A 24,257-nucleotide genomic window follows, 5' to 3' on the forward strand; every position below is an offset into this window, starting at 1 on the left:
GCATCTCGGATGATCATGGGAGGTGTGCTCTGTTCCAAAGCAGCTGCCTCGACCAGCTACACGTAAGCGCCGCTGTCCTGAAGCGGATCGCGGCAGTTAAAACTCGGCTTACCAAGCTTCCCAAAACCAACGCTCCATACTGATATGTGAGTCGGCGAGGTGTTCCTCGAGGGCTATCGTCGTCGTTGGCTTTCGATCTCGCGTTTCAAAGTTTTTCACTTGGCCTACGCACCAGGTCGCGTTGCGTGCGTTCCGGCGAATGAAACACTTGCAGGCGGGAGGCAAAGCGGACGACTCAGCTCCTGTTGACGAGACGCCGAGCTATCATCCAATCGGCATCTATTTCAGGCGTGCCGCCGGCCACGTTCGATACCTCAAAGTCAGGTCCTTGGGGTTTGCAAACACAAGGCACTGTTCTCGCATCGACAACTCAAGCGCTCCTCGACGCCTGCAGGATCGAAGACGGCGTCGTGAATTTCAAGATGCTCTCATGTGTGACGTTCATCGGGTAACGCAGAGGTCAGCTATGAATAATGTTCAGATTGCGGTGATTGCGTCTGCAGTAACGGTCCTCACCGTCGCAGGCGGCCTCGCCCTCGCGGAGCAGGACAAGTACACCTTGAGTGTCCCTGGCGGGCTCGCCTTCGCCGAATTCAGGGGCTACGAAGGCTGGCAGGTCGTTGCCACGAGCACCAACGCGAAACTGGTAGCCGTGATCCTTGCCAATCCCGAGATGATCGCGGCCTACAAGGCCGGCATCCCCGGCAATGGCAAGCCTTTCCCTGATGGCGCCAAGATGGCGAAAATCCATTGGACGCCGAAGATGAACCAGTACTTCCCGGACACAACGGTGCCCGGCACCCTGCATGACGTGGATTTCATGGTGAAGGACAGCAAAAGGTTCGCGGACAGCGGCGGATGGGGTTGGGCCGCGTTCGAATATGACGCGGCGTCGGGCACGTTCGCGCCCGGCACCGAGGCCAGCACGCCGCCGCAGGCCAATGACGCCAAGTGCGGCTTTGCGTGCCACACGATAGTGCAGGGAAGGGACTACGTCTTCACGGATTACGGAAAGCGATGACGAGGCTCGATGCTTCGACGGGCAGGAGCTCCGTTCAAAAGCATCGCTGCCCGAATGAAGGCACGCGAGAGCGCGTCGGTCCGCGCGCCACCGCCTGTGCCTTTTCTCGGCGGTCCACAGCGTCATGGCAGACAAAGCCCGGTCATGACGACGTGGGTAACGAGTAGCGTCAGCGGAGCCGCAAGTGGGGGAAGACGAGCGGCGACCATCGCTGATGACCGCCGCTGCTCGAGACCCGCTCAGGGTGATCAGTGGTGCATCGCCGTCTTAGCCGGCGGCAGCAGCACGCTGTCGACCACGTGGATGACGCCGTTCGATGCCTCGATGTCGGGCTGGATCACGTGGGCGTTGTTGACCTGCACGCCAAGCATGGTGCCGTCGACATTGAGGGCCTGGCCCTGCGCGGTCTTGACGCTGAGCTTCCTGCCGGTGACGTCAGCGGCCTTCACGCGGCCGGGAATGACATGATACTTGAGGATCGCGGCGAGCTTGCCCTTGTTCTTCGGCTTCAGCAGCTCCTCGACGGTGCCCGGCGGCAGCGCGGCGAACGCCGCGTCCGTCGGTGCGAACACGGTGAACGGGCCCTTGCTCTTCAGCACCGGCACGACGCCTGCAGCCTTGGCAGCGGCAACCAGCGTCTTGAACTGGCCCGCGCCGACGGCGGTATCGACGATATCGGCGGCACGTGCCGCAGCTGCTGACATGGAGAGCGCGCCCAGCATCAACGCGCCGGCCACGAACGAACGGAATCCCAGCGTCATTCGAGTTTTTCCCTATGAACTGAACTGATGAGTTGGCTGATGCGCAAACAGGATTTGCGGCCCTTGTTCGCCCTGTGGTGCAGGGTCGCATCACCCCGACCGGATTGGTCAGGCTCGTTACGATCGCTGTGTACGGATGGATTTGAGGATGAGTTCACGAACTCGTGAACCGTCCCTGAAGCCTGTAGGACAGTGCATCCGAGAGCCATGAGTCCGCGGGACTAATTGCTTTGTAGGAGCATCCGCATTGCCCGTCGTGCCATTTTGTCGCAACCCGACGGGCGTTGTGTCGTCGGGCAAATCAGCCGCACATTTCCGCTCGTCACGGCCTGCACGAGGGGCGTTTCGCGATCGTCATGAAGCGCGGGCCGGTGATGCGATGGACGCATCGGATCGCAGCGCGCGAGATCGCGCCGACGAACGATGACGATGCGGACGTAAAAGCGCGTGGTCCTGGCGCCCCGATGCTGGCGTCAAGTCGATGGGAGTGATCCCGAACGACGACGGTGGCTAACAGGCCGGACACCGGGGAGAGCGCGCCATAAGCGTTAACACCATCGCGCAGGGAAGGCCGGGTTGTCCCGGCTGAGCCTGTGGTTCTGCCGCCTGCATTTTTTTCGCAGGCGGACCGCAGGTGCCAGTCGGCACCTGGCCTTCCCTGCGCCCTCGATTTACGGAGGGTGGAGATTTGGCAAAGCTCGGGCGCGAGAGGCGTCGCGAGAAGGTTACGTCATGCTCCGTCATTGCGAGCGAAGCGAAGCAATCCAGAGTCTCTCTGACAATCCTGGATCGCTTCGTCGCGTTGCTCCTCGCGATGACGGCGAGGGGGAGCGGAAACCCCTACCTGATCGGCGGTGCGTATTGCACGCCGCCGGCGTTCCAGAGCTGGTTCATGCCGCGCGGGATCTTCAGCTTGGACTCGCTGCCGACATTGCGCTCATAGACCTCGCCGTAATTGCCGACGTGACGGATCACGCGCGCCGCCCAATCCTTCGTCAGCCCGAGGTCCTCGCCGTAGCTGCCCTCGTTGCCGACCAGCCGCATCACGTCCGGCTTCTTCGACTTCAGCGCCTCGTCGATGTTCTTGGAGGTGACGCCGAGCTCCTCGGCATTGATCATCGCGTACAGCGTCCACTTGACGATCATCATCCAGTCGTCGTCGCGCTGGCGCACCACGGGCGCGAGCGGCTCCTTGGAGATCAGGTCGGGCAGGATGTCGTGATCGGCGGGCTTCGACAGCGTCAGTCGCAGCGCGTAGAGCTGCGAGACGTCGGCGGTGAAGGTGTCGCACTTGCCGCTGTCATACGCCTTGATGACGTCGTCGAGCTTCGAAAACTTCACCTCCTCATACTTCATGTTGTTGGTGCGGAAATAGTCGCCGAGGTTGAGCGCGTTGGTGGTGGAATCCTGCACGCAGACCTTGCTGCCGTTGAGGTCGAGCGCCGTCTCCAGCTTGCGCGACCGCGGCACCATGAAGCCCTGGCCGTCGTAATAGGCGACCGCGGGGAAATACAGGTCGTAGTTCTGCTCGCGCGCCATCGACCAGGTGGTGTTGCGCGAGAGGATGTCGACCTTGCGGCTCTGCAGCTCCTTGAAGCGCTCACTGGCGTCGAGCGGCACGAACTTCGCCTTCTTCGGATCATCGAAGATCGCGGCGGCCACGGCGCGGCAGAAGTCGACGTCGAAGCCGCTCCAATTGCCCTTGTCATCGGGAATCGAGAAGCCGGGCAGGCCGGCATTGACGCCGCACAGCACCTCGCCGCGGCGGATGGTCCGCTTCAGCGTGCGGGTGTCGTACATCTCATAGGTGACGGCGAGCGCCGCGACGAGGACGGCGACGGCGAGCCCGATCAGCAGGCCGCCTCGGAAAGTGCGCATGGTCAATCTCTTTCAAAAAATGTCAGGACGAAGCGATGGCTGAATGTCGGGCGGCGGGCGCCGCCGTCACAGTTCCGGCTTCTGCCGCACCACGACCTTGGTGCCGACCGGCACGCGGTCGAACAGGTCGGCGACATCGGCATTCACCAGGCGGAAGCAGCCCGAGGAAATCTTGCTGCCGATCGTCCAGGGCTGGTTGGTGCCGTGGATGCGGTACACGGTGGTGCCCAGATACATCGCGCGCGCGCCCAAGGGGTTGCCGGGGCCGCCGGCCATGAAGCGCGGCAGATAGGGCTGGCGCTGGATCATCTCCGGCGGCGGCGTCCAATCCGGCCACTCGGCCTTCTTGGTGATCGACAGCAGCCCCTGCCACTGGAAGCCGTCACGGCCGACGCCGATGCCGTAGCGGATGGCACGTCCGCCCGGCTGCACGAGATAGAGGTGGCGTTCGGCGGTGGACACGATGATGGTGCCCGGCGGCTCGGTGGTGCGGAAATAGACCACCTGCTTGCGCCATTCGGGATCGAGCTCGTAGCCGTCATCGGCGACGAGGCCGGGCTGATCGCCGGGGTCCTCGGACTGGGCAAAACTATGCGATGTGGACAGTGCCAGCGCAATGATGGCGCTGGCCGCACACAGCAGGCGACGGAAACTCGGCATTCAAAGCTCTCCTCGACGGACCCCTGCGAAGCTTGCCCGATCAAATCCACCCGCCAAATTTCAGGAGCATATTCGCAGCAAAGTCAAGGTGAGCGCAGGGCGCACCCGCTGTCATCCGAGCTTCATCCAGAGCCGCAGCAGGAAGGCCACCGCGCCGACGGTCGCCACGCCGGCGAGCCACAGCGCAACGAACCAGGCGAGGCGCTTCGCGAGTGGGGCAGGCTGCTCGGAGGGCATCAATGATAGCCGCTGTCGTGCCCGACCTTGCCGCGAAACACCCAATAGGCCCAGCCGGTGTAGGCGAGGATCAGCGGCACCAGCACCAGCACGCCCGGCAGCATGATCAATTGGCTGCGTTCGGGTGCTGCCGCCTGCCAGATCGTGATGCTCTGCGGCACGACGTAGGGATACATGCTGATGCCGAGGCCGGCGTAGGACAGCAAGAACAGCGCGAGCGCGAGAAAGAACGGCCAGCCATCGCGCTTCTGGGCGAGGTTCTTCATCATCAGCACGGTGACGCCAATGACGGCGAGCGGCACCGGCGCGGTGAGAATGATCGCCGGCCACCTGAACCAGCGGTCCGAATATTGAATGGTGAGCAGCGGCGTCCACAGGCTGACGGCGGCAATGGCGAGCAGCATCGCAAACAGCAGGACCCAGCTGATGCGGTAGGCCTTGTCGCGCAGGTCGCCCTCGGTCTTGAGGATCAGCCAGGTGGCGCCGAGCAGCGCATAGCCGATCACGAGCGAGACGCCGGTGAGCAGGCTGAACGGCGTCAGCCAGTCCCACCAGCCGCCGGCATAGTTACGCCCCTCGACATGCACGCCCTGCAGGATGGCGCCGAGCGCGATGCCCTGCGCCAGTGTCGCGACCCAGGAGCCGCCGGCAAAGGCGATGTCCCACAGATTGCGCTGGGCGCGGGTGCGCCAGCGGAATTCGAAGGCGACGCCGCGGAAGATCAGGCCGACCAGCATCGCGATCAGCGGCGCATACAGCGCGGGCATCAGGATCGCATAAGCGAGCGGGAACGCGGCCATCAGGCCACCGCCGCCGAGCACCAGCCAGGTCTCGTTGCCGTCCCACACTGGCGCCACGGTGTTGGTGATGACGTCGCGGTCCTGCCTGCCGGGAAACAGCGGGAACAGGATGCCCAAGCCGAGATCGAAGCCGTCCATCACGACGTAGATGAACACGGCGAGCGCGATGATGAACGCCCAGAGGGTGGCGAGATCGACGGTGACGCTCATGATCCGACGGCTCCCTGCACGACACCGGCGGCCGGCGTGATGCCGGCGGTGCGGACCGGCTGCTCGCTGCTCGGGCCCGGCTCGCCGGGATGCGGCGGCTCAGCCATCAGGCGCAGGATGTACATCACGCCGGCGGCAAAGATGATGAAATACCCGACGATGAAGGCGAGCAGCGACGTGCCGACGGCCGGGGCGGCGAGCGGCGACACGGAATCCGCGGTGCGCAGCAGCCCGTACACCGTGAACGGCTGGCGGCCGGTCTCGGTGGTGATCCAGCCGGCCATGACGGCGATGAACCCCGCCGGTCCCATCGCAATCGCGAAGCGGTGCAGGCCGCGGTTGATGTACAGCCGGCCGCGCCAGCGCTCCCACAGGCTGAACCCGCCGAGCGCCAACATCAGCAGGCCCAGGCCGACCATGATGCGGAACGACCAGAACGTGATCGGCACCGGCGGCCAGTCCTGCCGCGGCACGGTGTCGAGCCCGGCCATCGGAGCGTCGATCTGGTGCTTGAGGATCAGCGAGCCGAACTTGGGGATGCCGAGCGCCCATTTCAGCTCGCCCTTGGCCTGGTCGGGCCAGCCGAACAGGTACAGCGGCGCGCCGTCCTTGTGGCTCTCGAAATGGCCTTCCATGGCCATGATCTTCACCGGCTGGTGCTCGAGCGTGTTGAGCCCATGCTGATCGCCGACCAGGATCTGCAGCGGCGCCACCAGGGCGGCCATCCACATCGCCATCGAGAACATCACGCGCGGGCCCGGCAGGTGCGGATTGCGCAGCAGATGCCAGGCGCCGACGGCGCCGACCACGAGCGAGGTGGTCAGATAGGCCGCGAGCACCATGTGCACGAGGCGATAGGGGAAGGACGGGTTGAAGATGACTGCGAGCCAGTCGACCGAGACGAACTGGCCGTCGGCGTTGACGGCATAGCCGGCCGGCGTCTGCATCCAGGAGTTGGCCGAGAGGATCCAGAATGCCGAGATCAGCGTGCCCACTGCGACCATCAGGGTGGCGAGGAAATGCAGCTTCGGGCCGACGCGCTTCAGGCCGAACAGCATGACGCCGAGGAAGCCGGCCTCGAGGAAGAAGGCGGTCAGCACCTCATAGGCCATCAGCGGGCCGATCACCGGGCCGACCTTGTCGGAATACACCGACCAGTTGGTGCCGAACTGGTAGGACATCACGATGCCGGAGACGACACCCATGGCAAACGCGATGGCGAAGATCTTGAGCCAGTAATTGAAGACGTTGAGATAGACGTCGCGTCCGGTCCACAGCCACAGCGCCTCGAGCACGGCGAGGTAGGACGCGAGCCCGATCGAGAAGGCAGGGAAGATGATGTGGAAGGTGACCGTGAAGGCGAACTGCGCGCGCGCCAGCTCAACCGCATCCAAACCGAACATCAGCACCGTCCGTCATTGCCACGGGGCTTGTAGCATCGCCCCATGACGGAAGATTGCACCGGCAACGCACGATATCAAATGGTCAAATCGCCCTATTGGCGGCGTGAGCGATCCCAAACGACGAAGACCCGGCAGGGGCATCCGCCGGGTCTTCGGAGCAACCTTGGAAGGTGGAGGTAACCTTGAATTTGCTCGCTCCAAACCGAGATCAGCTGGGGGACTGAGGCTCGGCTGATGGATAACGTTCTAGCGGCCGAAATTTTCCAGGTGATTTCGCCGATTGTTTCAATTGTTTCGTTCGGCGATTTTCTCGATGTCGTCGTCACGGGAACCCGCCGGGACCTTGGTCCCGACGAGAATGAAGGTGAATCAGGCGGCGAGGCTGTGCACGCCGGCGCCGCGCAGCAGTTCGGCGAGGTGCTTGCGGGCGTAGAACATGCGGGTCTTCACCGTGCTCTGCGGGATGCCGATGATCTGGCCGACCTCCTCCACGGACTTCTCGTGGTAGTAGATCAGGGTGATGATCTCGCGATGCGCCGGCGACAGCTTGGCGACGCAGGCGCGCAGGATGGCGCTGGTCGTCGAACGCTCGAGCGACGTTTCCGGCGTGTCGGAGTCGTCGGCGATCTCGCGCACCTCGTCCTGGTCGATGTCCTCGAACCGGCGCTGGCGCAGTGCGGTCAGCGCCTTGAAGCGGGCGATCGAGAGCAGCCAGGTCGAGACCTGCGAGCGGCCCTCGAACTGCTTGGCGGTGCGCCAGACGTCCAGGAACACCTGGCTGACGAGGTCCTCGGCGACCGTGGTGTCGCGCACGATGCGCAGGATGAAGCGATAGACCCGCACATTGTGGCGCGCATAAAGCGTGTGCATCGCGGTGCGATCGCCATCGGCAATGCTCTCCAGGAGCATGTCGTCCGTGGTCGCCTGGGCTGCGATGATGCCCTGGCTGGCTGCGGAATTGATGGCAACGACGTTCTGCATGGCACTCTCCCGTTCCGCCGCCCCCTTGCGGCGTTTCGACGGGATGGATTGTTAAGGAGCGCCCGTTTCGGGACGTCTGCACGAAAACAGGAAAATGGTTTCGTGCGCCCGCGGAAATGTTTCGTCGCGCCGCACATCGCGAAACAGTCGTGGCGGAATTGTGCCTTATTCCAATTTGCGGAACGAAATGCGGGCGAACAGGTCGCTCCGGCTGCCGCCGGCAGGCCCGCTTCAGGCCTTGTCGCCGGCCGGGGAAAACAGGTAGCCGCCGCCGCGAATGGTCCGGATCACGGCCGGTTTGGTCGGATCCGGCTCGATCTTGCGGCGGATCCGCATGATTCGCAGGTCCACGGCGCGGTCGAACGCCTCGGCATCGCGGGCATTGGCGAGCTCCAGCAGCCGCTCGCGCGACAGCACCCGCTTCGGGTTGGCGGCGAACACTTTGAGCAGGCCGTACTCGGACGCCGTCAGCGGATGCTCGTTGCCCTCGTCGTCGCGCAGCGCCTGGGCATCGAGATCCAGCCATTTGGTGCCGAACCGCACCAATTGCGGGTTTTTGGCCTGGGCCGGAGCGGTCTCCGTGACGGCCGCCGCAGCCTTGGCTGGACCGCTGCGGCGCAGCACGGAGCGGATCCGGGCCATCAATTCACGCAATTCGCACGGCTTGGCGACGTAATCGTCGGCCCCGAGCTCGAGCCCGACCACGCGGTCGATCGGGCTGGCGGTGGCCGTCAGCATGATCACGGGGATGTTGGTGCGGCCCTTGAGATCGCGGATGATCGACAGTCCGTCCTCTTCGGGCATGTTGAGGTCGAGCACGACGAGATCGGCCGGGCCGGTTTCGATGGCGCTGCGCAGGCTCTTGCCGCCATCGCACAAGGTCACGGTGAAGCCGTGCATCTTGAGGTAATCACCCACCATTTCGCGGGCGGGCGCCTCGTCGTCGACGATGATGATGTGCTGGCTCTGACTCATGACAATTCGGCCGCCGGCAGTGTGATGGTGAAGGTCGATCCGGATCCCGGCCCTTCGCTCCTGGCCGTCACCTCGCCACCATGCATGTCGACGATGCGTTTGACAATCGACAGGCCGAGCCCGGTCGAGCTCTCGCCCGCGGTCGGTTTGGCCGACAGCCGCTGGAACCGGCCGAACAGCCGGCCGAGATCCTCCGGCGAGAGGCCAGCGCCCTGGTCGGTGATGCCGATGATGGTGTTGTCGCCATCGTCCGAGGCATTCACGATGATCCTGCCGCCGATCGGGCTGTACTTGATGGCGTTGCTCAAGAGATTGTCGATCGCTTCGCGGATCCGGTCGATGTCGCACATCGTCGACAGCAGCGTCGGCGCCGAGACCTCGATGACCTGTTGCTTGTTGAGGGCGAGCGGCTGGTTGGCCTCGACCACCTCGTGGATCAGGGCTGTGATGTCGACCGGCTCGCGGCGGATGGTGATGTCGAAGGCGTCGGCCATCGCATCCGAGATCAGATGGTCGACCATCGAGGTCAGCCGCTTGGCGGCATCACGGATATGTCCGACCTGGCTGGTGATGCCCTCGGCGGATGCACCGGTTGCGATCAACTCGGTCAGCATTTCCGTGCGGCCGAGAATGACGCCCAGCGGATTCTTCAGGTCATGGGCGACGGTGCCGAGAATCTCGTTCTTGAAGCCGTTGGCGCGCTGCAGCCGCAGCCATTGCGCCGACAGCCGCCGGTTGGCCTGCATCAGCGCGCGGGTGCGCTGGGCGACGCGGTCCTCGAGCTGGGTGTTGGCCTCATGCAGCTGCTGATAGAGGATCACGTTGTCGAAGGCGATCGACAGCCGGCTGGAGAAGATCTCGACCAGCGAGCGGTCGGTCTCGGACAGCGGCCGCTCCGCCTGCAGCAGCACCACGACCTCGCGCCCCGAGCCGGTGCGGACATAGAGCACGGTGCGATGGTCGGCGAATTCGTTGCTGCGCTGCCTGAAGGCGGCCTCGACCATGTCGCGCAGGTCGGGATCGAGCGAGCGCGAGGTGACGGCGCCGGAGAAGCGGCTGTAGCAGCCGGAGCCGGCCAGCACCGAGAAATCCTCGGTCTGGCTGCCGTCGTCGCGCAGCACCAGGATCCCGGCGCAATCGACGTTGAGCAGCGACGCGATCTGGGTCAGCACGCCCTCGGCCAGCCGCTGCATCGACTTGAAATCATACAGCGTCGAGGCGGCGTCGATGATGATCTCCAGGCCGCGCCTTGTCTGCACCATGCGCTCGAGCTGCTGGTAGCTGCGCAGCGCTGCCGTCAGCGAGGTGAACAGCTTGTCGGCGGTGAGCTCGGTCTTGGCCTTGTAGTCGTTGATGTCGTACTGGACGATGACGCGCCGCTCCGGCGCCTGGCCGGGCTGTCCGGTCCGCAGGATGATGCGGACGGTCTCGTTCTTGATCTCGTTGCGGATGTATTCGACGAGCTCGAGCCCGGCGACGTCGGTCTCCATGATGACGTCGAGCAGCACCGCTGCGACGTCGGTGTGCTCCCGCATCAGGGCGCGGCCCTCGGCCGCCGAATAGGCGGAGAGGATTTCCAGCCCCTGGCCGTTCAGGCTGTAGTCCGACAGCGCAAAGCGGGTGCCTTCGTGCACGGCATGGTCGTCGTCGATGACGGCGATCTTCCATTTCCGGGCCGAACCGTCGTCCTCGTCGAAACCGGTATCCTCGATCAGTTGGAGGACATCGTCCTGTTCGGCCATTGCGTCGTTCCGTCACCCATTGCTGTCTCGGCGCCGCCCTTGGCGACCCGCGGCATGATAATCCGAAAGGTGGTGCCTTGTCCCTCGCGGGATTCCAGCATCATGCGGCCGCCAAGCTGCTGCGTCACCAGATTGTAGACGATATGCAGCCCGAGCCCCGTTCCCCCTTCGTTGCGGCGTGTCGTGAAGAACGGATCGAAGGCCTGGCGCTGCACGTCGGGGGTCATGCCGGCCCCGTTATCGGCGAAAATGATCTCGATGTCATCCGCGCCGCGCGGCCGCGCCGTGATCGAGATGGTGCCCGCGCGGCCGTCGGCAAAGGCATGGTTGACGGCGTTGAGGAACAGGTTGGTGAGAATCTGACCGTAGAACCCGGGATAGCCGTCGATGAAGAGCCCTTCGGGGACGTCGACCGCCAGCGTGATCGGCGCGCGCTTGAGCACCGGCTTGAGGCTGGTGATGATCTGATCGGTCGCCTCGCTCAGGACGAAGGTCCGTCGCTCCGCATGGGAGCGGTCGACCGCGACCTGCTTGAACGACTGGATCAACTCGCCGGCGCGCTGCAGATTGGCGACCAGCTGCTCCGATGCATCGCGCGAGGTGCGCACGAACTCCTCCAGCTGCGACCGGCGCAGGCCGCCTTCGGGCGACCGCAGCGCCGCCTCGAACATCTCGACCCGGCGCGCGAAGCTGGAGGCCACCGTCAGGCTGATGCCGATCGGATTGTTCACCTCGTGGGCGACGCCGGCGACCAGCCCGCCCAGCGCCGCCAGCCGCTCGGCATCGATCAGGTTGCGCTGTGCGGCGCTCAGTTCGAGCAGCGCGCTCTCGGCCTCTTCCTTTGCGGCGCGGAGCTCGTCCTCGGTCTTGCGCTTGGCGATCGCGTTCTCGCGGAAGGTCTCGACGGCGCGGGCCATCGCGCCGACCTCGTCGCGCGCCTCGGTGCCTTGGACCTCGCGGTCGTAGTCGCCCAGCATGATCGCGCGCATCGAGGCCATGATCTGCTGCAGCGGCAGCCGGATCGACAAGGCGATCAGCACGCCGGCGGAGAGGATCACTCCCAGGAAGATCACCGCGATCGAGAGGACGCGGCGGGAGATGTCCTTCAACGTCCGATCGAACGTCGCCTGCGCCTTCTGCTCGTGCTGGCGCATCTTCACCGACAGGCCGTCGATGGCGCCGATGGTCTCGGCCTGGCTCGCATCGATGGTGTTGCGCAGCAGCTCGGTGCGGTTGGTGAGCTGATCGGTGAGCTTGGAGAATCCCGCGCGGAGTGCCGCGGTCCGGGCCGACAGCCGCTGCAGCGCCAGGCGCTGCAGATCATTGTCCGCAAGGCTCGACATCACCGGAATGGTCTTCTCGATCGTCTCCGTGTTGCGGCGCGCGTCGTCGGCGGAGGCGGGCGCGAGCGACAGATAGTAGGAATTGGCCGCGACCAGCATGGCGGTGAACGCCTCGCGCGATTTGCCGAGCGAGGGCCAGATCTGCGCGTCGCGATGGCCGGTCGCGCCTTCGATCACCGAATACAGCCCGGCGATGTCGCGGGCGGGGCCGAGAACCTCTTCCTCGTAGGTCTTGGAGATCGTCGCCTGCAGGCTGCGCAGCTCGCCGAAGCCGTCCAGAAAGCGCACGGTGACGCGCTCCAGCTCCTCGACCGATCCCGACAGCATCGGGTCGGTCGAGGCGCGCGTCGTCAGCGTCCCGAGCACGGCCTCGCGCAGCAGCAGGATCTCGGCGAACAGCTCCGGGCTCGGCTGATTGATGTAGCGATGGATGAGGTTATGCAGCCGGCTGGTCTCGCTTTCGAGCAGGGCCAGGACCTTGTCGGATTCGCGGACCTGGCGGACGTCGTCCCAGGCCGTGCCGAGCACCGTCGCGCCATTCCAGATCAGCGCCGCCAGAACGATGACGACCGCCGAGTTCAGCGCGGCGATCGAGAGGATGCGCCAGCGGATCGGAACCGCCCGCAGCGCGCGCACGATTCGTGCCCGCCCCAGGACCGCCAGGCTGAGCGGCCGCGCGACGGATTTCCGCTGCTCGGATCGCGCCACGATCGCTACCTCGGACCGGGCTTACGGAACCGGCCTGCGCGCGATCCGCCGCGGGCACCCGGATTTGTATGCTGCGGCGCATTTAACCGCGCCGCGGAGTACGGGAGGCGTAAAAGGGACGAGCGGTACCGCGCGCCCGCCTCAGCGCGCATCAGCACCGGCGTGACGTCCACTCTCGAGATCGACGAAAGATGGGCGCGGTACACAGGCAACACTTTCCCCTTGATGATGAGGTCGGCCCGGATGTGAAAAGGTTCAATGCTCTCCCGAACAGGTGCTATAAGTCCATTCTGACGTCAAAGCGATACGCGTCAATGGTTTGTTGATAGTTTGTTGCAACTCTGGGTTGCTGGGCCCCATTTTCGGTCCGATTGCGATCTCAGCCCAGGCAGATTCATCCATGGAATTGGAGTTGGCTCCCGGTGACGGTCCTCTGGCGTTCTGTTTCGTCTGCAATCCTGCTCTGGACGGTTGTTTGTGCAAGCACGGCCCAGGCCGCGACCGAGATCGCGTGGTGGCATGCGATGTCGGGCGAACTCGGCAGGCAGGTCGACAGGCTGGCCGCCGACTTCAATGCGTCGCAGGCCGACTACCGCATCGTGCCGAGCTACAAGGGCAGCTATACGGAGACGGTGACGGCGGCCATCTTCGCGTTCCGCTCGCGCAGCCAGCCGGCGATCGTGCAGGTCAACGAGATCGCGACCGCGACGATGACGGCGGCCAAGGGCGCGATCTACCCGGTCTACGAGCTGATGCGCGACGAGCAGGAGAGCTTTTCGCCGTCGGCCTATCTGCCCGCCATCGCCGGCACCTATGCCGACGCTGACGGCAACATGCTGTCGTTTCCGTTCAACGCCTCCACGCCCATCCTCTATTACAACAAGGATCAGTTTCGCGCGGCCGGGCTCGATCCGGGCGCGGCGCCGAAGACCTGGCCCGAGCTCGGCAAGGCCGCCCGGCGGCTGCGCGACAATGGCGTTGCCTGCGGCTTCACGACGTCGTGGCCGGCCTGGATCAACGTGGAGAATTTCTCCGCCTTCCACAATCTGCCGATCGCCACGCGGGCCAACGGCTTTGCCGGACTGGACGCCGTGCTGACATTCAACAATCCACAGGTGATTCGGCACATCGCCCAGCTCGCGGAATGGCAGAAGAGCAAGGTCTTCGACTATGGCGGCCGCGGCCAGGCAGCCGAGCCGCGTTTCCAGAAGGGCGAGTGCGGCATCTTCATCGGCTCCTCGGCGACGCGCGCCGACATCAAGGCGAATTCGAAGTTCGAGGTCGGCTACGGCATGATGCCGTACTGGCCCGATATTGCGGGCGCGCCGCAGAATTCGATCATCGGCGGCGCGACGCTGTGGGTGCTCCGCGACCGGCCCGCAGCCGAGTACAAGGGCGTGGCCAAGTTCTTCGCCTATCTGTCGCGGCCCGATGTTCAGGCCGCCTGGCACCAGAATACGGGCTATCTGCCGATCACGCAGGCGGCCTTCGATCTGACACGCGCGCAGGGCTTCTACGACCGCAATCCAGGCGCGGCGATCTCGATCGAGCAGGTGACGCTCAATCCGCCCACGGAAAATTCGCGCGGCCTGCGGCTCGGCTCATTCGTGCTGATCCGTGATGCCATCGAGGACGAGATGGAGCACGCCTTGAGCGGCCGCAAACCGGCGCAGACGGCGCTCGATGCCGCCGTCGAGCGCGGCAACCGTCTGCTGCGCCAGTTCGAGCGCGCGAGCCCGGATCGCTGATGACGGCGTTGCAGGTGTGAGCGACTGATGGGCCGATTGCCGGACATCACTGCGGGCGCCGAGCTGCGTGGCCTTCGCGCTGACGTCACAGCATGGCTGCCGGTGGCGCGCGATATCGTCCGCCGTCACGGTTGCGAGCATCACGGCCTCACTCCCTTTGCAGCCGGCACCAACCTCGTCGCGGGAATCGGCGGCGAGCTGATCCTGAAACTGTTTCCTCCGTTCCATCGGCGCCAGTTTCTGTCCGAGCGGAGTACGCTGCGCGTGCTCGCCGGACGCTTGAAGCAGGTCGCCACGCCTGAGTTGCTGCACGAAGGTGACCGGGACGGCTGGACCTATCTGATCATGACGCGGCTCGACGGCATTCCGGCCGCTGAGGTCTGGCCCGGGCTCGACGAGCGCGGGAAGCAATCCTTGCTGAGAGACGTCGGAGAGCTGATTGCGGAGGTGCAGCTTGTGCCCCCTGGCGAACTGCTCGCGATCGGCCCGCGCTGGTCCGACTTCCTGCAAGGGCAGTTTGCAGGCTGCCGCGCCCGCCATCAGCGGCTCGGTCTGCCGGAGGCGCTGCTTGCCGGCCTGGATGATCTCCTGCGCGACGCCGCCGCGCTGCCGCCTCCGGACCCACGGCCCGTCATCCTGACCGGCGAATACATTCCGGAGAACTTTCTCGTCTCTCGCCATGGTGACGACTGGCGCATCAGCGGTCTGTTCGATTTCGGCGACGTCATGGCCGGCTTCGGTGAATACGACCTGCTCGGGCCGAGCGCCTTCATGGCCGCGGGCCATCCGGACCGCGTGCGGGCGCTGTTCGCGGGATACGGATTTGCGCCGGCCGACGTCACCTGGGAGCTGAAGCGGCGGCTGCTGGTCTTGATGCTGCTGCATCAGGCCAGCGATCCTGTCCGGCACATCTGCATTCCCGATTGGCCCAGCAGGGTCCGCAACTTCGATCAGTTGCAGGCCCTGATCTGGCCGGACTGATGTTCCGGTGTCCCGCCTGCGTAAATCGGTCGCATGGCATATTGAGAGACTATAATTTGTGCAAATTCGCACTTATGTATGCAATTCTGCATGGAGGTGACGCGACGTTTGAGGTCGTGAGACCCGCAATTTCAACGGCTTAGTCGATCGTGAGGCTTGGCACGAAGCTTGCGATCATCGTTCCCGCCGGTCGTATTCTGGTGGGAGCATTTGATGAAGCGTCGCGATTTTCTGAAATCCGTGTCCGGTCTGGCTGCGGGAGCCGCGCTGCCAATGGCGCCGGCGATCATGTCGTCGGCCAAGGCCGATGCGCGGTCCGAGACGCTGCTCATCGTCTCCGAGGGCGGTCCAAACAACCTCGACATCCACGGCGTCGGCACCAACGTGCCCGGCTATGAGGTCTCGTGGAATTGCTACGACCGCCTGATCAGCCACGAGATGAAGAGCGGCCCGGGCGGCGTGCCGTATTACGACCGCGACAAGTTCAAGCCCGAGCTGGCCGAGGACATGACCATCGGCGACATGTCCGCCACCTTCAAGCTCCGCAAGAACGCCAAATTCCACGACGGCACGCCGGTCACCGCCAAGGACGTGAAGTGGTCGCTCGATCGCGCCGTCAGCGTCGGCGGCTTTCCGACTTTCCAGATGAGCGCGGGCTCGCTGACCAAGCCGGAGCAGTTCGTCATCGTTGACGACCACACGGTGCGGGTCGATTTCCTGAAGAAGGATCGGCTGACGATCCCAGATCTCGCCGTCATCGTACCCTGCGTCGTGAACTCCGAACTGGTGAAGAAGAACGCCACCGACAAGGATCCGTGGGGGCTCGAATACACCAAGCAGCAGACCGCGGGCTCCGGCGCCTACAAGGTGACGAAGTGGACCGCCGGTACCGAAGTGATCATGGAGCGCAACGACGACTGGGTGTGCGGTCCGCTGCCCAAGATCAAGCGCGTGATCTGGCGCATGGTGCCGCAGGCCGGCAACCGGCGCGCGCTGCTCGAGCGCGGGGATGCCGACATCTCCTATGAGCTGCCGAACAAGGACTTCCAGGAGATGAAGTCGAACGGCAAGCACACCGTGATCTCATTGCCGATCTCCAACGGTATCCAATATATCGGCATGAACGTGACCAAGCCGCCGTTCGATAATCCCAGGGTTCGGCAGGCGCTCGCCTATGCAATGCCCTATCAGAAGATCATCGATGCCGTGATGTTCGGCCTTGCCAATCCGATGTTCGGTGCGCCAGCCGACAAGGCGACCGAGGTGGCGTGGCCGCAGCCGACCAAGTATTTCACCGACATGGAGAAGGCCAAGGCGTTGCTGGCGGAAGCCGGCTACGCCAACGGCTTCGAAACCACGATCTCCTTCGACCTCAATTTCGCGCAGGTCAATGAGCCCTTGTGCGTGCTCGTGCAGGAGAGCCTCGCCCAGCTCGGCATCAAGACCACGATCAACAAGGTGCCGGGCGCCAACTGGCGCACCGAGCTGAACAAGAAGGAGATGCCGCTCTTCACCAACATCTTCTCGGGCTGGCTCGATTACCCCGAGTACTTCTTCTACTGGTGCTATCACGGCAACAATTCCGTGTTCAACACGATGAGCTACAAGTCGCCGGAGATGGACAAGCTCATCAACGGCGCGCGTGATGCGGCCGCGGTGGGCGACAAGGCGACCTATGATGCCGATGTGAAGGGCTTTGTCGACCTCGCCTTCGCCGAGGTGCCGCGCATCCCGCTGTATCAGCCGTTCGTCAACGTCGCGATGCAGAAGAACATCTCAGGCTATCAGTACTGGTTCCACCGTCGGCTGGATTATCGCGCGCTGGTGAAGGGATGAGCTGCGTGAGCTGCCTTGGTTATGTGAGCCGAGCTCTCTCACTCCCTCCCCCCTTGTGGGGGAGGGGCGGGGAGGGGGGTAGCCCCACCCACCGTCGCCGCGGCTCACCCCCCACCCCAGCCCTCCCCCACAAGGGGGGAGGGAGCAGACTGCGTATTGTCGTGGGAGCGGTGGAAAATCCGGCGAGGCCTTGGCCATGCTGATGCTCATCGCCAAGCGCCTCGCGTTCGCGATCCCCTCGCTGATCGGCGTCGTGATCGTTACCTTCCTGCTCACCCGCGCATTGCCCGGCGATCCCGCCGCGTACTTTGCCGGACCTGCCGCCACCAAGGAGGCGGTGGAGCAGATCCGCAAGAAGCTCGGCTTCGACAAGCCGCTGATCGAGCAGTTCTTCCGCTACACCGTCGATCTCGCCCATGGCGATCTCGGCAATTCGCTGACGACAGGGCAGCCGGTCGCCAGCGAGATCCGAAACCGCCTGCCGGCCTCGGCCGAGCTCACCTTGCTCGGTCTGTTGGTTTCGGTCGCGATCGCGCTGCCGCTCGGTGTGCTCGCGGCGACGCGGCCGGGGTCGTGGATCGACCATACCTGCCGTATCGTCACGACCGCGGGCGTCTCGCTGCCGGTGTTCTTCACCGGGCTGGTGCTGGTGTATGTGTTCTACTTCCGGCTCGGCTGGTCGCCGGCGCCGCTCGGCCGGCTCGACGTGTTTTATAGCGCGCCGGATCCCGTGACCGGCTTCTACCTCATCGATACGCTGATCGCGCGTGACGGTGAGGCGTTCCGCTCGGCGCTGAGCCAGTTGATCCTGCCTGCCGCGACGCTGGCGATCTTCTCGCTGGCGCCGATCGCGCGCATGACGCGCGCCTCGATGCTCTCGGTGCTGTCGTCGGAATTCGTGCGCACGGCGCGCGCCTCGGGCCTGTCGCCCTCGACCGTCACCGTGACCTACGCGTTCCGCAACGCCATGCTTCCGGTCATCACCACGCTGTCGATGGTGTTCTCCTTCCTGCTCGGCGCCAACGTGCTGGTGGAGAAGGTGTTCGCCTGGCCCGGCATCGGCTCCTACGCGGTCGAGGCGCTGATCGCCTCCGACTTCGCGCCGGTGCAGGGTTTCGTATTGACGATGGCCGTGATGTACGTCGTCCTGAACCTCGTCATCGACATTCTCTATGGCGTCATCGATCCCCGTGTGAGGCTGGAAGGATGAGCACTGTCGCGCCGACCCTCGAGCCCGCTGTCTCCGCCCGCACCTCCGGTCTCATGGCCCTGATCGGGCACACGCGCTATGTGCTGGCCGAGAACAAGGTCACCGGCTTCGCCTTCGGCCTCCTGGTCGTGATCCTGTTCGCGGCGATCTTCGGCTCCTGGATCGTGCCGTATGATCCGCTGGCCAGCGACACGGCGTCGGCGCTGAAGCCGCCATCGGCGGCGCATTGGTTCGGCACCGATCAGCTCGGCCGCGACATCTTCAGCCGCGTTGTGGTCGCGACCCGGCTCGACACCTTCATCGCGGTCGCATCAGTGGCGCTGGTGTTCTTCATGGGCGGACTTGCCGGCGTCGCCGCCGGCTTCTTCGGCGGTTGGACCGACCGCATCGTCGGCCGCGTTGCCGATACGATCATGGCGTTCCCGCTGTTCGTGCTGGCCATGGGCATCGTCGCGGCGCTCGGCAACACCGTGCAGAACATCATCATCGCCACCGCGATCGTGAACTTCCCGCTCTATGCGCGCGTCGCGCGGGCCGAGGCCAATGTCCGCCGCAACGCCGGCTTCGTGCAGGCGGCGCGGCTGTCGGGCAACAGCGAGATGCGCATCCTGCTCGGCCACATCCTGCCGAACATCATGCCGATCATGATCGTGCAGATGTCGCTGACCATGGGCTACGCCATCCTCAATGCCGCCGGCCTGTCCTTCATCGGCCTCGGTGTGCGGCCGCCGACGGCGGAATGGGGCATCATGGTTGCCGAGGGCGCCTCCTTCATGGTGTCGGGCGAATGGTGGATCGCGCTGTTTCCGGGCCTTGCGCTGATGATCGCGGTGTTCTGCTTCAATCTGCTCGGCGATGGCCTGCGCGACATCGTCGATCCGCAGCGCAGGACGTAATGGGATGAGGGTGTCCCAACAAAACTCCGTCACTGCCGGGCTTGACCCGGCAATCCATCCCCTCAAGCGAGACTTCGTCGGTCTGATGGATGCGCGGGCCTTCGCCGCGCCGAAGGGGCTTCGGCCCCGCAGGCGGGTCAAGCCCGCGCATGACGATGGGAATACGCGGAGCCACACATGACCGTCCAGCCGCTGCTCGACGTCCGTGATCTCACGGTTGAATTCTCCACCCGGCGCGGCGTCGTCAAGGCGGTGCAGCATGTCGATATCTCCGTCGCCAAGGGCGAGACGCTCGCGATCGTCGGCGAGTCCGGCTCGGGCAAGTCGGTGACGTCGTATGCGGTGATGCGCATCCTCGATCGCGCCGGGCGCATTGCCGAGGGATCGGTGATGTTCTCCGGCGTCGACGTCAGGGCGGCCGAGGAAAGCGCGATGCGCGATCTGCGCGGGCGCGAGATCTCGATGATCTTTCAGAACCCGCGCGCGGCCCTCAACCCGATCCGCAAGGTGGGCCAGCAGATCGAGGACGTGCTGAAACAGCACGCCCAGGCGGCCGCAACCGATCGCGCCGAGAAGGCCATAGCTGCGCTCGAGCAGGTCAAGATCGCGCGCCCGCGCGAGCGCTACCACGCCTATCCGTTCGAATTGTCCGGCGGCATGTGCCAGCGCGTCGTCATCGCGCTGGCGCTGGCCTGCAACCCGCAGCTCCTGATCGCCGACGAGCCGACCACCGGCCTCGACGTCACCACGCAGAAGGCGGTGATGGACCTGGTCGTCGAGCTCACCAAGAGCCGGGGCATGTCGACGATCCTGATCACGCATGATCTCGGTCTCGCCGCGGCCTATTGCGATCGCGTGGTGGTGATGGAGAAGGGCCGGGTGGTCGAGACCGCCAAGGCCGCCGACATCTTCGCCAACCCGCAGCATCCCTACACGCGCAAGCTGATGCGCGCGACGCCGCGCCTCGGCGTGTCGCTGCGGGATCTGCTGCCGGAGGAGGAGGCGCTGGCGGCGCCTAATACTCTCTCCGTCATGGCCGGGCTTGACCCGGCCATCCATCCCACTTCGCAGGACTCGCTCCAGGCGATGGACCCCCGGGGCAAGCCCGGGGGTGACGAGCGGAGTGGGGAGGGCGAGCGGAGTGCGGGTAGCGTTCGGCCGCTCCTGCTCGTCGACAAACTGGTCAAGGAATATCCGCGCCAGGGCGCTACCGCGACACTGTCAAAGCTGTTCGGACGGAGGCCGGCGGTCGAGCCGGAGGTGTTCCGCGCGGTCGACGGCATCAGCTTCACGGTCGGTCATGGCGAGAGCGTTGGCCTGGTCGGCGAATCCGGCTGCGGCAAATCGACCACGTCGATGATGGTGATGCGGCTGCTCGACCAGACGTCGGGCCGCATCAGCTTCGATGGTGAGGAGATCGGCAACATCCTGCCGCAGGCGTTTGCCCGGCTGCCGCTGCGCAGCCGGATCCAGATGGTGTTCCAGGATCCGACCGATAGCCTCAACCCGCGCTTCACCGCGGCGCGCGCGATCGCCGATCCGGTCCTGCAGCTCGGCGATATCAGGGGCCGCGACGCGCTTCGTGCGCGCTGCGAGGAGCTCGCGACCATGGTCGGTCTGCCGCTCAACCTGCTCGACCGCTTCCCGCATCAATTGTCCGGCGGCCAAAAGGCCCGCGTCGGCATCGCGCGTGCGATTGCGCTGCACCCGAAGCTCGTCATCCTCGACGAGCCGACCGCGGCGCTCGACGTCTCCGTGCAGGCGGTCGTGCTCAATCTGCTGCAGGACCTCAAGCAGCAGTTAGGTATGAGCTATCTGTTCGTCTCCCATGATTTGAATGTCGTGCGGCTGTTGTGCGATCGTGTGATCGTGATGCGGTCGGGTCGAATCGTCGAGGAAGGCACCTCCGAACGTGTGCTAGGTGATCCGCAGGATGCCTATACGCGGGAGTTGTTGACGGCGATTCCGCACCCGCCATTGCCGGCGCATTGAGCGTGAAAGCTTGAAGGGAAAAGCTGATGGCGGAGCCATTGGACGACTACATCGACGCAGTCGGGCGTGCATTGGCCCTGCCGATCGAGGACGCGTGGCGCCCGGCGATCCGGGCCAATCTCGAGGTCTCGCTGAGGATGGCGAAGCTGGTCGACGAATTCTCCCTGCCCGACGAAGCCGAGCCTGCCAGTGTCTTCACCGCTTAGTTCTCCCGAGATGACCGCGAGCGCCGTCGCCGCCGCGGTCGCCGCCGGCAAGCTCACCGCCGTCGAGGCGACCGACGCCGCGCTGGCGCGGATCATGGCCCGCGATGGTGTGCTCAATTCGTTTACCGACGTCACCGCCGAGCGGGCGCTCGCGAAGGCCCGCGCCGTGGATGCCGACATTGCGGCCGGGAAGCCGGTTGGTCCGCTCGCCGGCGTGCCGTTCGCGGTGAAGAACCTGTTCGATGTCGAGGGGCTGCCGACCCGCGCCGGCTCCAGGATCAACCGCGATCGCACCCCGGCGACACGCGATGCGACGCTGATCGCGCGCATGGAAGCCGCCGGCGCCGTCCTGGTCGGTGCGCTGAACATGGGCGAATACGCCTACGACTTCACCGGCGAGAACGTCCATGACGGTCCGTCGCGCAATCCGCACGATCCGACGCGGATGAGCGGCGGTTCGTCCGGCGGCTCGGGCAGCGCTGTCGGCGGCGGCCTGGTGCCGATTGCGCTCGGCTCCGATACCAACGGCTCGATCCGCGTGCCGTCGTCGTTCTGCGGCATCTTCGGCCTCAAGCCGACCTACGGCCGGCTGTCGCGGGCGCGCTCGTTTCCGTTCGTCATGAGCCTGGATCATCTCGGTCCGTTCGCACGCTCGGTCGAGGATCTCGCGCTCGCCTATGACGTGATGCAGGGGCCAGATGCGGACGACGCCGCGTGCACCGCGCGTGCGCCGGAGCCGGTCTCCGGCCAGCTCTCGCAAGGCATCGGCAGTCTGCGCATCGCCCTTGCCGGAGGGCACTTCCAGACGAATCTGTTTCCTGAAGCCGCCGAAGCGGTCGCTCGTGTCGCGGCTGCGCTAGAGGTCACCGAGGTGGTCGAGGTGCCCGAAGCGGCGCGCGCCCGCGCCGCGGCTTATGTCATCAGCACCACCGAGGGCGCCTCGCTGCATCTCGACCGGCTGCGCACGCGCGCGGGTGATTTCGATCCGGCGGTGCGCGACCGCCTGATTGCGGGTGCGATGATTCCGGCGCCGATGGTGGACCGCGCGCAGAAATTCCGCCGCTGGTATCGCGGCAAGGTGCTCGAACTCTTCAAGTCTGTCGACGTGCTGATCGCGCCCGCAACGCCCTGCGTTGCGCCCAGGCTCGGGCAGGCGACCTTCGTGCTCGACGGCGTCGAGCTGCCGGTGCGCGCCAATATCGGCATTCACACGCAGCCGATCTCGTTCATCGGGCTCCCCGTCGTCGCCGTTCCGATTCCGCTGGAGCCGATGCCCATCGGCGTGCAGATCATCGCGGCGCCCTGGTGCGAACATGTCGCATTGCGTGTGGCCCACGCCTTGCAACAGCTTGGCGTCGCCGCTGCGCCGGCCCCGAGAGGAGTTCTGGAGAATGGAAGTCGATCTGCCTGACGTCGTCGCGGAAGTCAGCGCGCAGTTCCAGCGCTACGAACAGGCGCTGGTCCGCAACGACGTCGCCGTGCTCGACGAGCTGTTCAAGCAGGACTCCCGCACGCTGCGCTACGGCATCGGCGAGAACCTCTACGGCTACAGCGAGATCGCGGCGTTTCGCGCCGCGCGCTCGCCGGCTGGACTGATGCGGCGGACCGCCCGCACCGTGATCACTACCTACGGCCGTGACGCTGCGGTCGCCTCGACGCTGTTCTATCGTGACACCGCGCCCGGCAAGGTCGGACGCCAGATGCAGACCTGGGTCCGGTTTCCGGAAGGCTGGAAGATCGTCGCCGCCCATGTCAGCATCATCGACGAAGCAAAGGGCGGCTGAAGATGAGCCTGGACGATCTACCGCCGCGAACGCGCCAGCGGCCCGCCCGCGAGTCCGAGATCAAGCGCATCGACCGCGCGCCGCCTGCGGTCGCGAAGATCACGCGCGCGGAGGAGCTGCGCCTGCAACTCGCCGACGATATCGTGCGCGGCGCGCTGGCGCCGGGGGCGCCGCTGGACGAGACCGAGATCGCCAAGCGCTTCAACGTCTCGCGCACGCCGGTGCGCGAGGCGCTGCGTCAACTAGCGACGTCGGGGCTGATCGAGGCGCGTGCGCATCGCGGCGCCGTCGTGGCGCGGCCCTCGGCCGACCGCCTCACCGGCATGTTCGAGGCGATGGCCGAGCTCGAGGGCCTGTGCGCCGGTCTCGCGGCGCAGCGCATGACGCCGGTCGAGCGGCAGCGGCTGGAAGCCATCCACGAGGAGCTGCGCAATCTCAGCCACGCCGGCAATCCCGAGCGCTTCCACGAGGTGAACGAGCGCTTCCACAACGCGATCTATGCCGGCGCACACAATGCCTACATCGCCGAGATCACCCTGGCGACGCGGGTGCGGGTGCAGCCGTTTCGCCGCGCTCAGTTCCGCAATCTCGGCCGCCTTGCCAAGTCGCATGCCGAGCACGACCGCGTTGTCGTCGCCATCCTGCGCGGCGACAAGGCCGGCGCGGCGAACGCGATGCGCGCCCATATCGAGCTGGTGCGCGGCGAGTACGAGATCTACGCGGTGTCGGTGTAGGTTTTCGTTCGAGCGGTAGGGTGGGCAAAGCAGCCGCCGTTCGGCGGCAGCGTGCCCACCGTCCCACGGCGAGCTGATCACCAGCGGCATG

General features: G+C 65.2%; 21 protein-coding genes. 11 read left to right on the forward strand and 10 right to left on the reverse strand.

Translation table 11 applies throughout. The features are described 5' to 3' along the window. Positions 1-526: 526 nt before the first annotated feature. Entirely contained in the window at positions 527-1,081 is a 555-nt protein-coding gene (locus ACQR1F_RS22525; RefSeq protein WP_434913902.1) for a cytochrome P460 family protein, read from the forward strand. 248 nt (positions 1,082-1,329) lie between these two features. Here ACQR1F_RS22525 and ACQR1F_RS22530 read toward each other — a convergent pair whose 3' ends face one another. The 10 genes from ACQR1F_RS22530 to ACQR1F_RS22575 form a co-directional block, all read right to left on the reverse strand. Beyond that, positions 1,330-1,785: a fasciclin domain-containing protein gene (locus ACQR1F_RS22530; protein ID WP_434913939.1), complete on the reverse strand. Its 456-nt coding sequence runs from the start codon at positions 1,783-1,785 to the stop codon at positions 1,330-1,332. Positions 1,786-2,682: 897 nt separating this feature from the next. Beyond that, on the reverse strand, positions 2,683-3,720 hold the full coding sequence (locus ACQR1F_RS22535; protein ID WP_315801642.1) for an amino acid ABC transporter substrate-binding protein: 1,038 nt from the start codon (positions 3,718-3,720) through the stop codon (positions 2,683-2,685). Between the two features lie 66 nt (positions 3,721-3,786). Continuing rightward, the gene (locus tag ACQR1F_RS22540) at positions 3,787-4,380 is read right to left on the reverse strand and encodes a L,D-transpeptidase (protein WP_315717095.1); all 594 of its coding nucleotides are present in this window, start codon (positions 4,378-4,380) and stop codon (positions 3,787-3,789) included. A gap of 111 nt (positions 4,381-4,491) precedes the next feature. Then, positions 4,492-4,617 (reverse strand): DUF2474 family protein, encoded by a 126-nt coding sequence (locus ACQR1F_RS22545; RefSeq protein WP_315801641.1) that lies wholly within the window; start codon positions 4,615-4,617, stop codon positions 4,492-4,494. Beyond that, positions 4,617-5,627 (reverse strand): cytochrome d ubiquinol oxidase subunit II, encoded by a 1,011-nt coding sequence (gene cydB / locus ACQR1F_RS22550; protein ID WP_315801640.1) that lies wholly within the window; start codon positions 5,625-5,627, stop codon positions 4,617-4,619. Before cydB ends, ACQR1F_RS22545 begins: the two co-directional genes overlap by 1 nt. Next, the gene (locus tag ACQR1F_RS22555) at positions 5,624-7,030 is read right to left on the reverse strand and encodes a cytochrome ubiquinol oxidase subunit I (protein ID WP_434913903.1); all 1,407 of its coding nucleotides are present in this window, start codon (positions 7,028-7,030) and stop codon (positions 5,624-5,626) included. The genes cydB and ACQR1F_RS22555 overlap by 4 nt, the downstream gene beginning before the upstream one ends. Positions 7,031-7,399: 369 nt before the next feature. Further along, positions 7,400-8,011 (reverse strand): sigma-70 family RNA polymerase sigma factor, encoded by a 612-nt coding sequence (locus ACQR1F_RS22560; RefSeq protein WP_434847323.1) that lies wholly within the window; start codon positions 8,009-8,011, stop codon positions 7,400-7,402. Between the two features lie 231 nt (positions 8,012-8,242). After that, positions 8,243-8,986, reverse strand: a complete 744-nt coding sequence (locus ACQR1F_RS22565) for a response regulator (protein ID WP_315801637.1) — start codon at positions 8,984-8,986, stop codon at positions 8,243-8,245. After that, the gene (locus ACQR1F_RS22570; RefSeq protein WP_434913904.1) at positions 8,983-10,728 is read right to left on the reverse strand and encodes an ATP-binding response regulator; all 1,746 of its coding nucleotides are present in this window, start codon (positions 10,726-10,728) and stop codon (positions 8,983-8,985) included. The genes ACQR1F_RS22565 and ACQR1F_RS22570 overlap by 4 nt, the downstream gene beginning before the upstream one ends. Next, complete coding sequence (locus tag ACQR1F_RS22575; protein ID WP_409997902.1) at positions 10,698-12,683, reverse strand: sensor histidine kinase; 1,986 nt, start codon at positions 12,681-12,683, stop codon at positions 10,698-10,700. The genes ACQR1F_RS22570 and ACQR1F_RS22575 overlap by 31 nt, the downstream gene beginning before the upstream one ends. A gap of 518 nt (positions 12,684-13,201) precedes the next feature. Between ACQR1F_RS22575 and ugpB the strand changes: the two genes are divergently transcribed. The 10 genes from ugpB to ACQR1F_RS22625 all read left to right on the forward strand — a co-directional run bounded on the left by ugpB (position 13,202) and on the right by ACQR1F_RS22625 (position 24,166). Next, positions 13,202-14,527 (forward strand): sn-glycerol-3-phosphate ABC transporter substrate-binding protein UgpB, encoded by a 1,326-nt coding sequence (ugpB, locus tag ACQR1F_RS22580; RefSeq protein ID WP_434913905.1) that lies wholly within the window; start codon positions 13,202-13,204, stop codon positions 14,525-14,527. A gap of 27 nt (positions 14,528-14,554) precedes the next feature. Continuing rightward, entirely contained in the window at positions 14,555-15,508 is a 954-nt protein-coding gene (locus tag ACQR1F_RS22585; protein WP_434913906.1) for an aminoglycoside phosphotransferase family protein, read from the forward strand. Positions 15,509-15,721: 213 nt separating this feature from the next. Continuing rightward, positions 15,722-17,344, forward strand: a complete 1,623-nt coding sequence (locus ACQR1F_RS22590) for an ABC transporter substrate-binding protein (protein ID WP_434913907.1) — start codon at positions 15,722-15,724, stop codon at positions 17,342-17,344. Positions 17,345-17,540: 196 nt separating this feature from the next. Beyond that, on the forward strand, positions 17,541-18,554 hold the full coding sequence (locus ACQR1F_RS22595; RefSeq protein ID WP_316218731.1) for an ABC transporter permease: 1,014 nt from the start codon (positions 17,541-17,543) through the stop codon (positions 18,552-18,554). Further along, positions 18,551-19,450, forward strand: coding sequence for an ABC transporter permease (locus ACQR1F_RS22600; RefSeq protein WP_434884740.1), 900 nt, complete (start codon positions 18,551-18,553; stop codon positions 19,448-19,450). Before ACQR1F_RS22595 ends, ACQR1F_RS22600 begins: the two co-directional genes overlap by 4 nt. 177 nt (positions 19,451-19,627) lie before the next feature. Further along, positions 19,628-21,442, forward strand: a complete 1,815-nt coding sequence (locus ACQR1F_RS22605; protein WP_434913908.1) for a dipeptide ABC transporter ATP-binding protein — start codon at positions 19,628-19,630, stop codon at positions 21,440-21,442. 26 nt (positions 21,443-21,468) lie between these two features. Continuing rightward, on the forward strand, positions 21,469-21,648 hold the full coding sequence (locus tag ACQR1F_RS22610) for a DUF4089 domain-containing protein (RefSeq protein ID WP_315801629.1): 180 nt from the start codon (positions 21,469-21,471) through the stop codon (positions 21,646-21,648). 10 nt (positions 21,649-21,658) lie between these two features. Continuing rightward, positions 21,659-23,059, forward strand: a complete 1,401-nt coding sequence (locus ACQR1F_RS22615) for an AtzE family amidohydrolase (protein ID WP_316237367.1) — start codon at positions 21,659-21,661, stop codon at positions 23,057-23,059. Further along, on the forward strand, positions 23,040-23,432 hold the full coding sequence (gene hpxZ / locus ACQR1F_RS22620; protein WP_316182039.1) for an oxalurate catabolism protein HpxZ: 393 nt from the start codon (positions 23,040-23,042) through the stop codon (positions 23,430-23,432). The genes ACQR1F_RS22615 and hpxZ overlap by 20 nt, the downstream gene beginning before the upstream one ends. Positions 23,433-23,434: 2 nt before the next feature. Next, the gene (locus tag ACQR1F_RS22625; RefSeq protein ID WP_315801626.1) at positions 23,435-24,166 is read left to right on the forward strand and encodes a GntR family transcriptional regulator; all 732 of its coding nucleotides are present in this window, start codon (positions 23,435-23,437) and stop codon (positions 24,164-24,166) included. Positions 24,167-24,257: the final 91 nt, after the last annotated feature.

The organism is Bradyrhizobium sp. HKCCYLS3013 (genome assembly GCF_051167615.1).
In the GTDB taxonomy this organism is placed as follows: Bacteria; Pseudomonadota; Alphaproteobacteria; order Rhizobiales; family Xanthobacteraceae; genus Bradyrhizobium.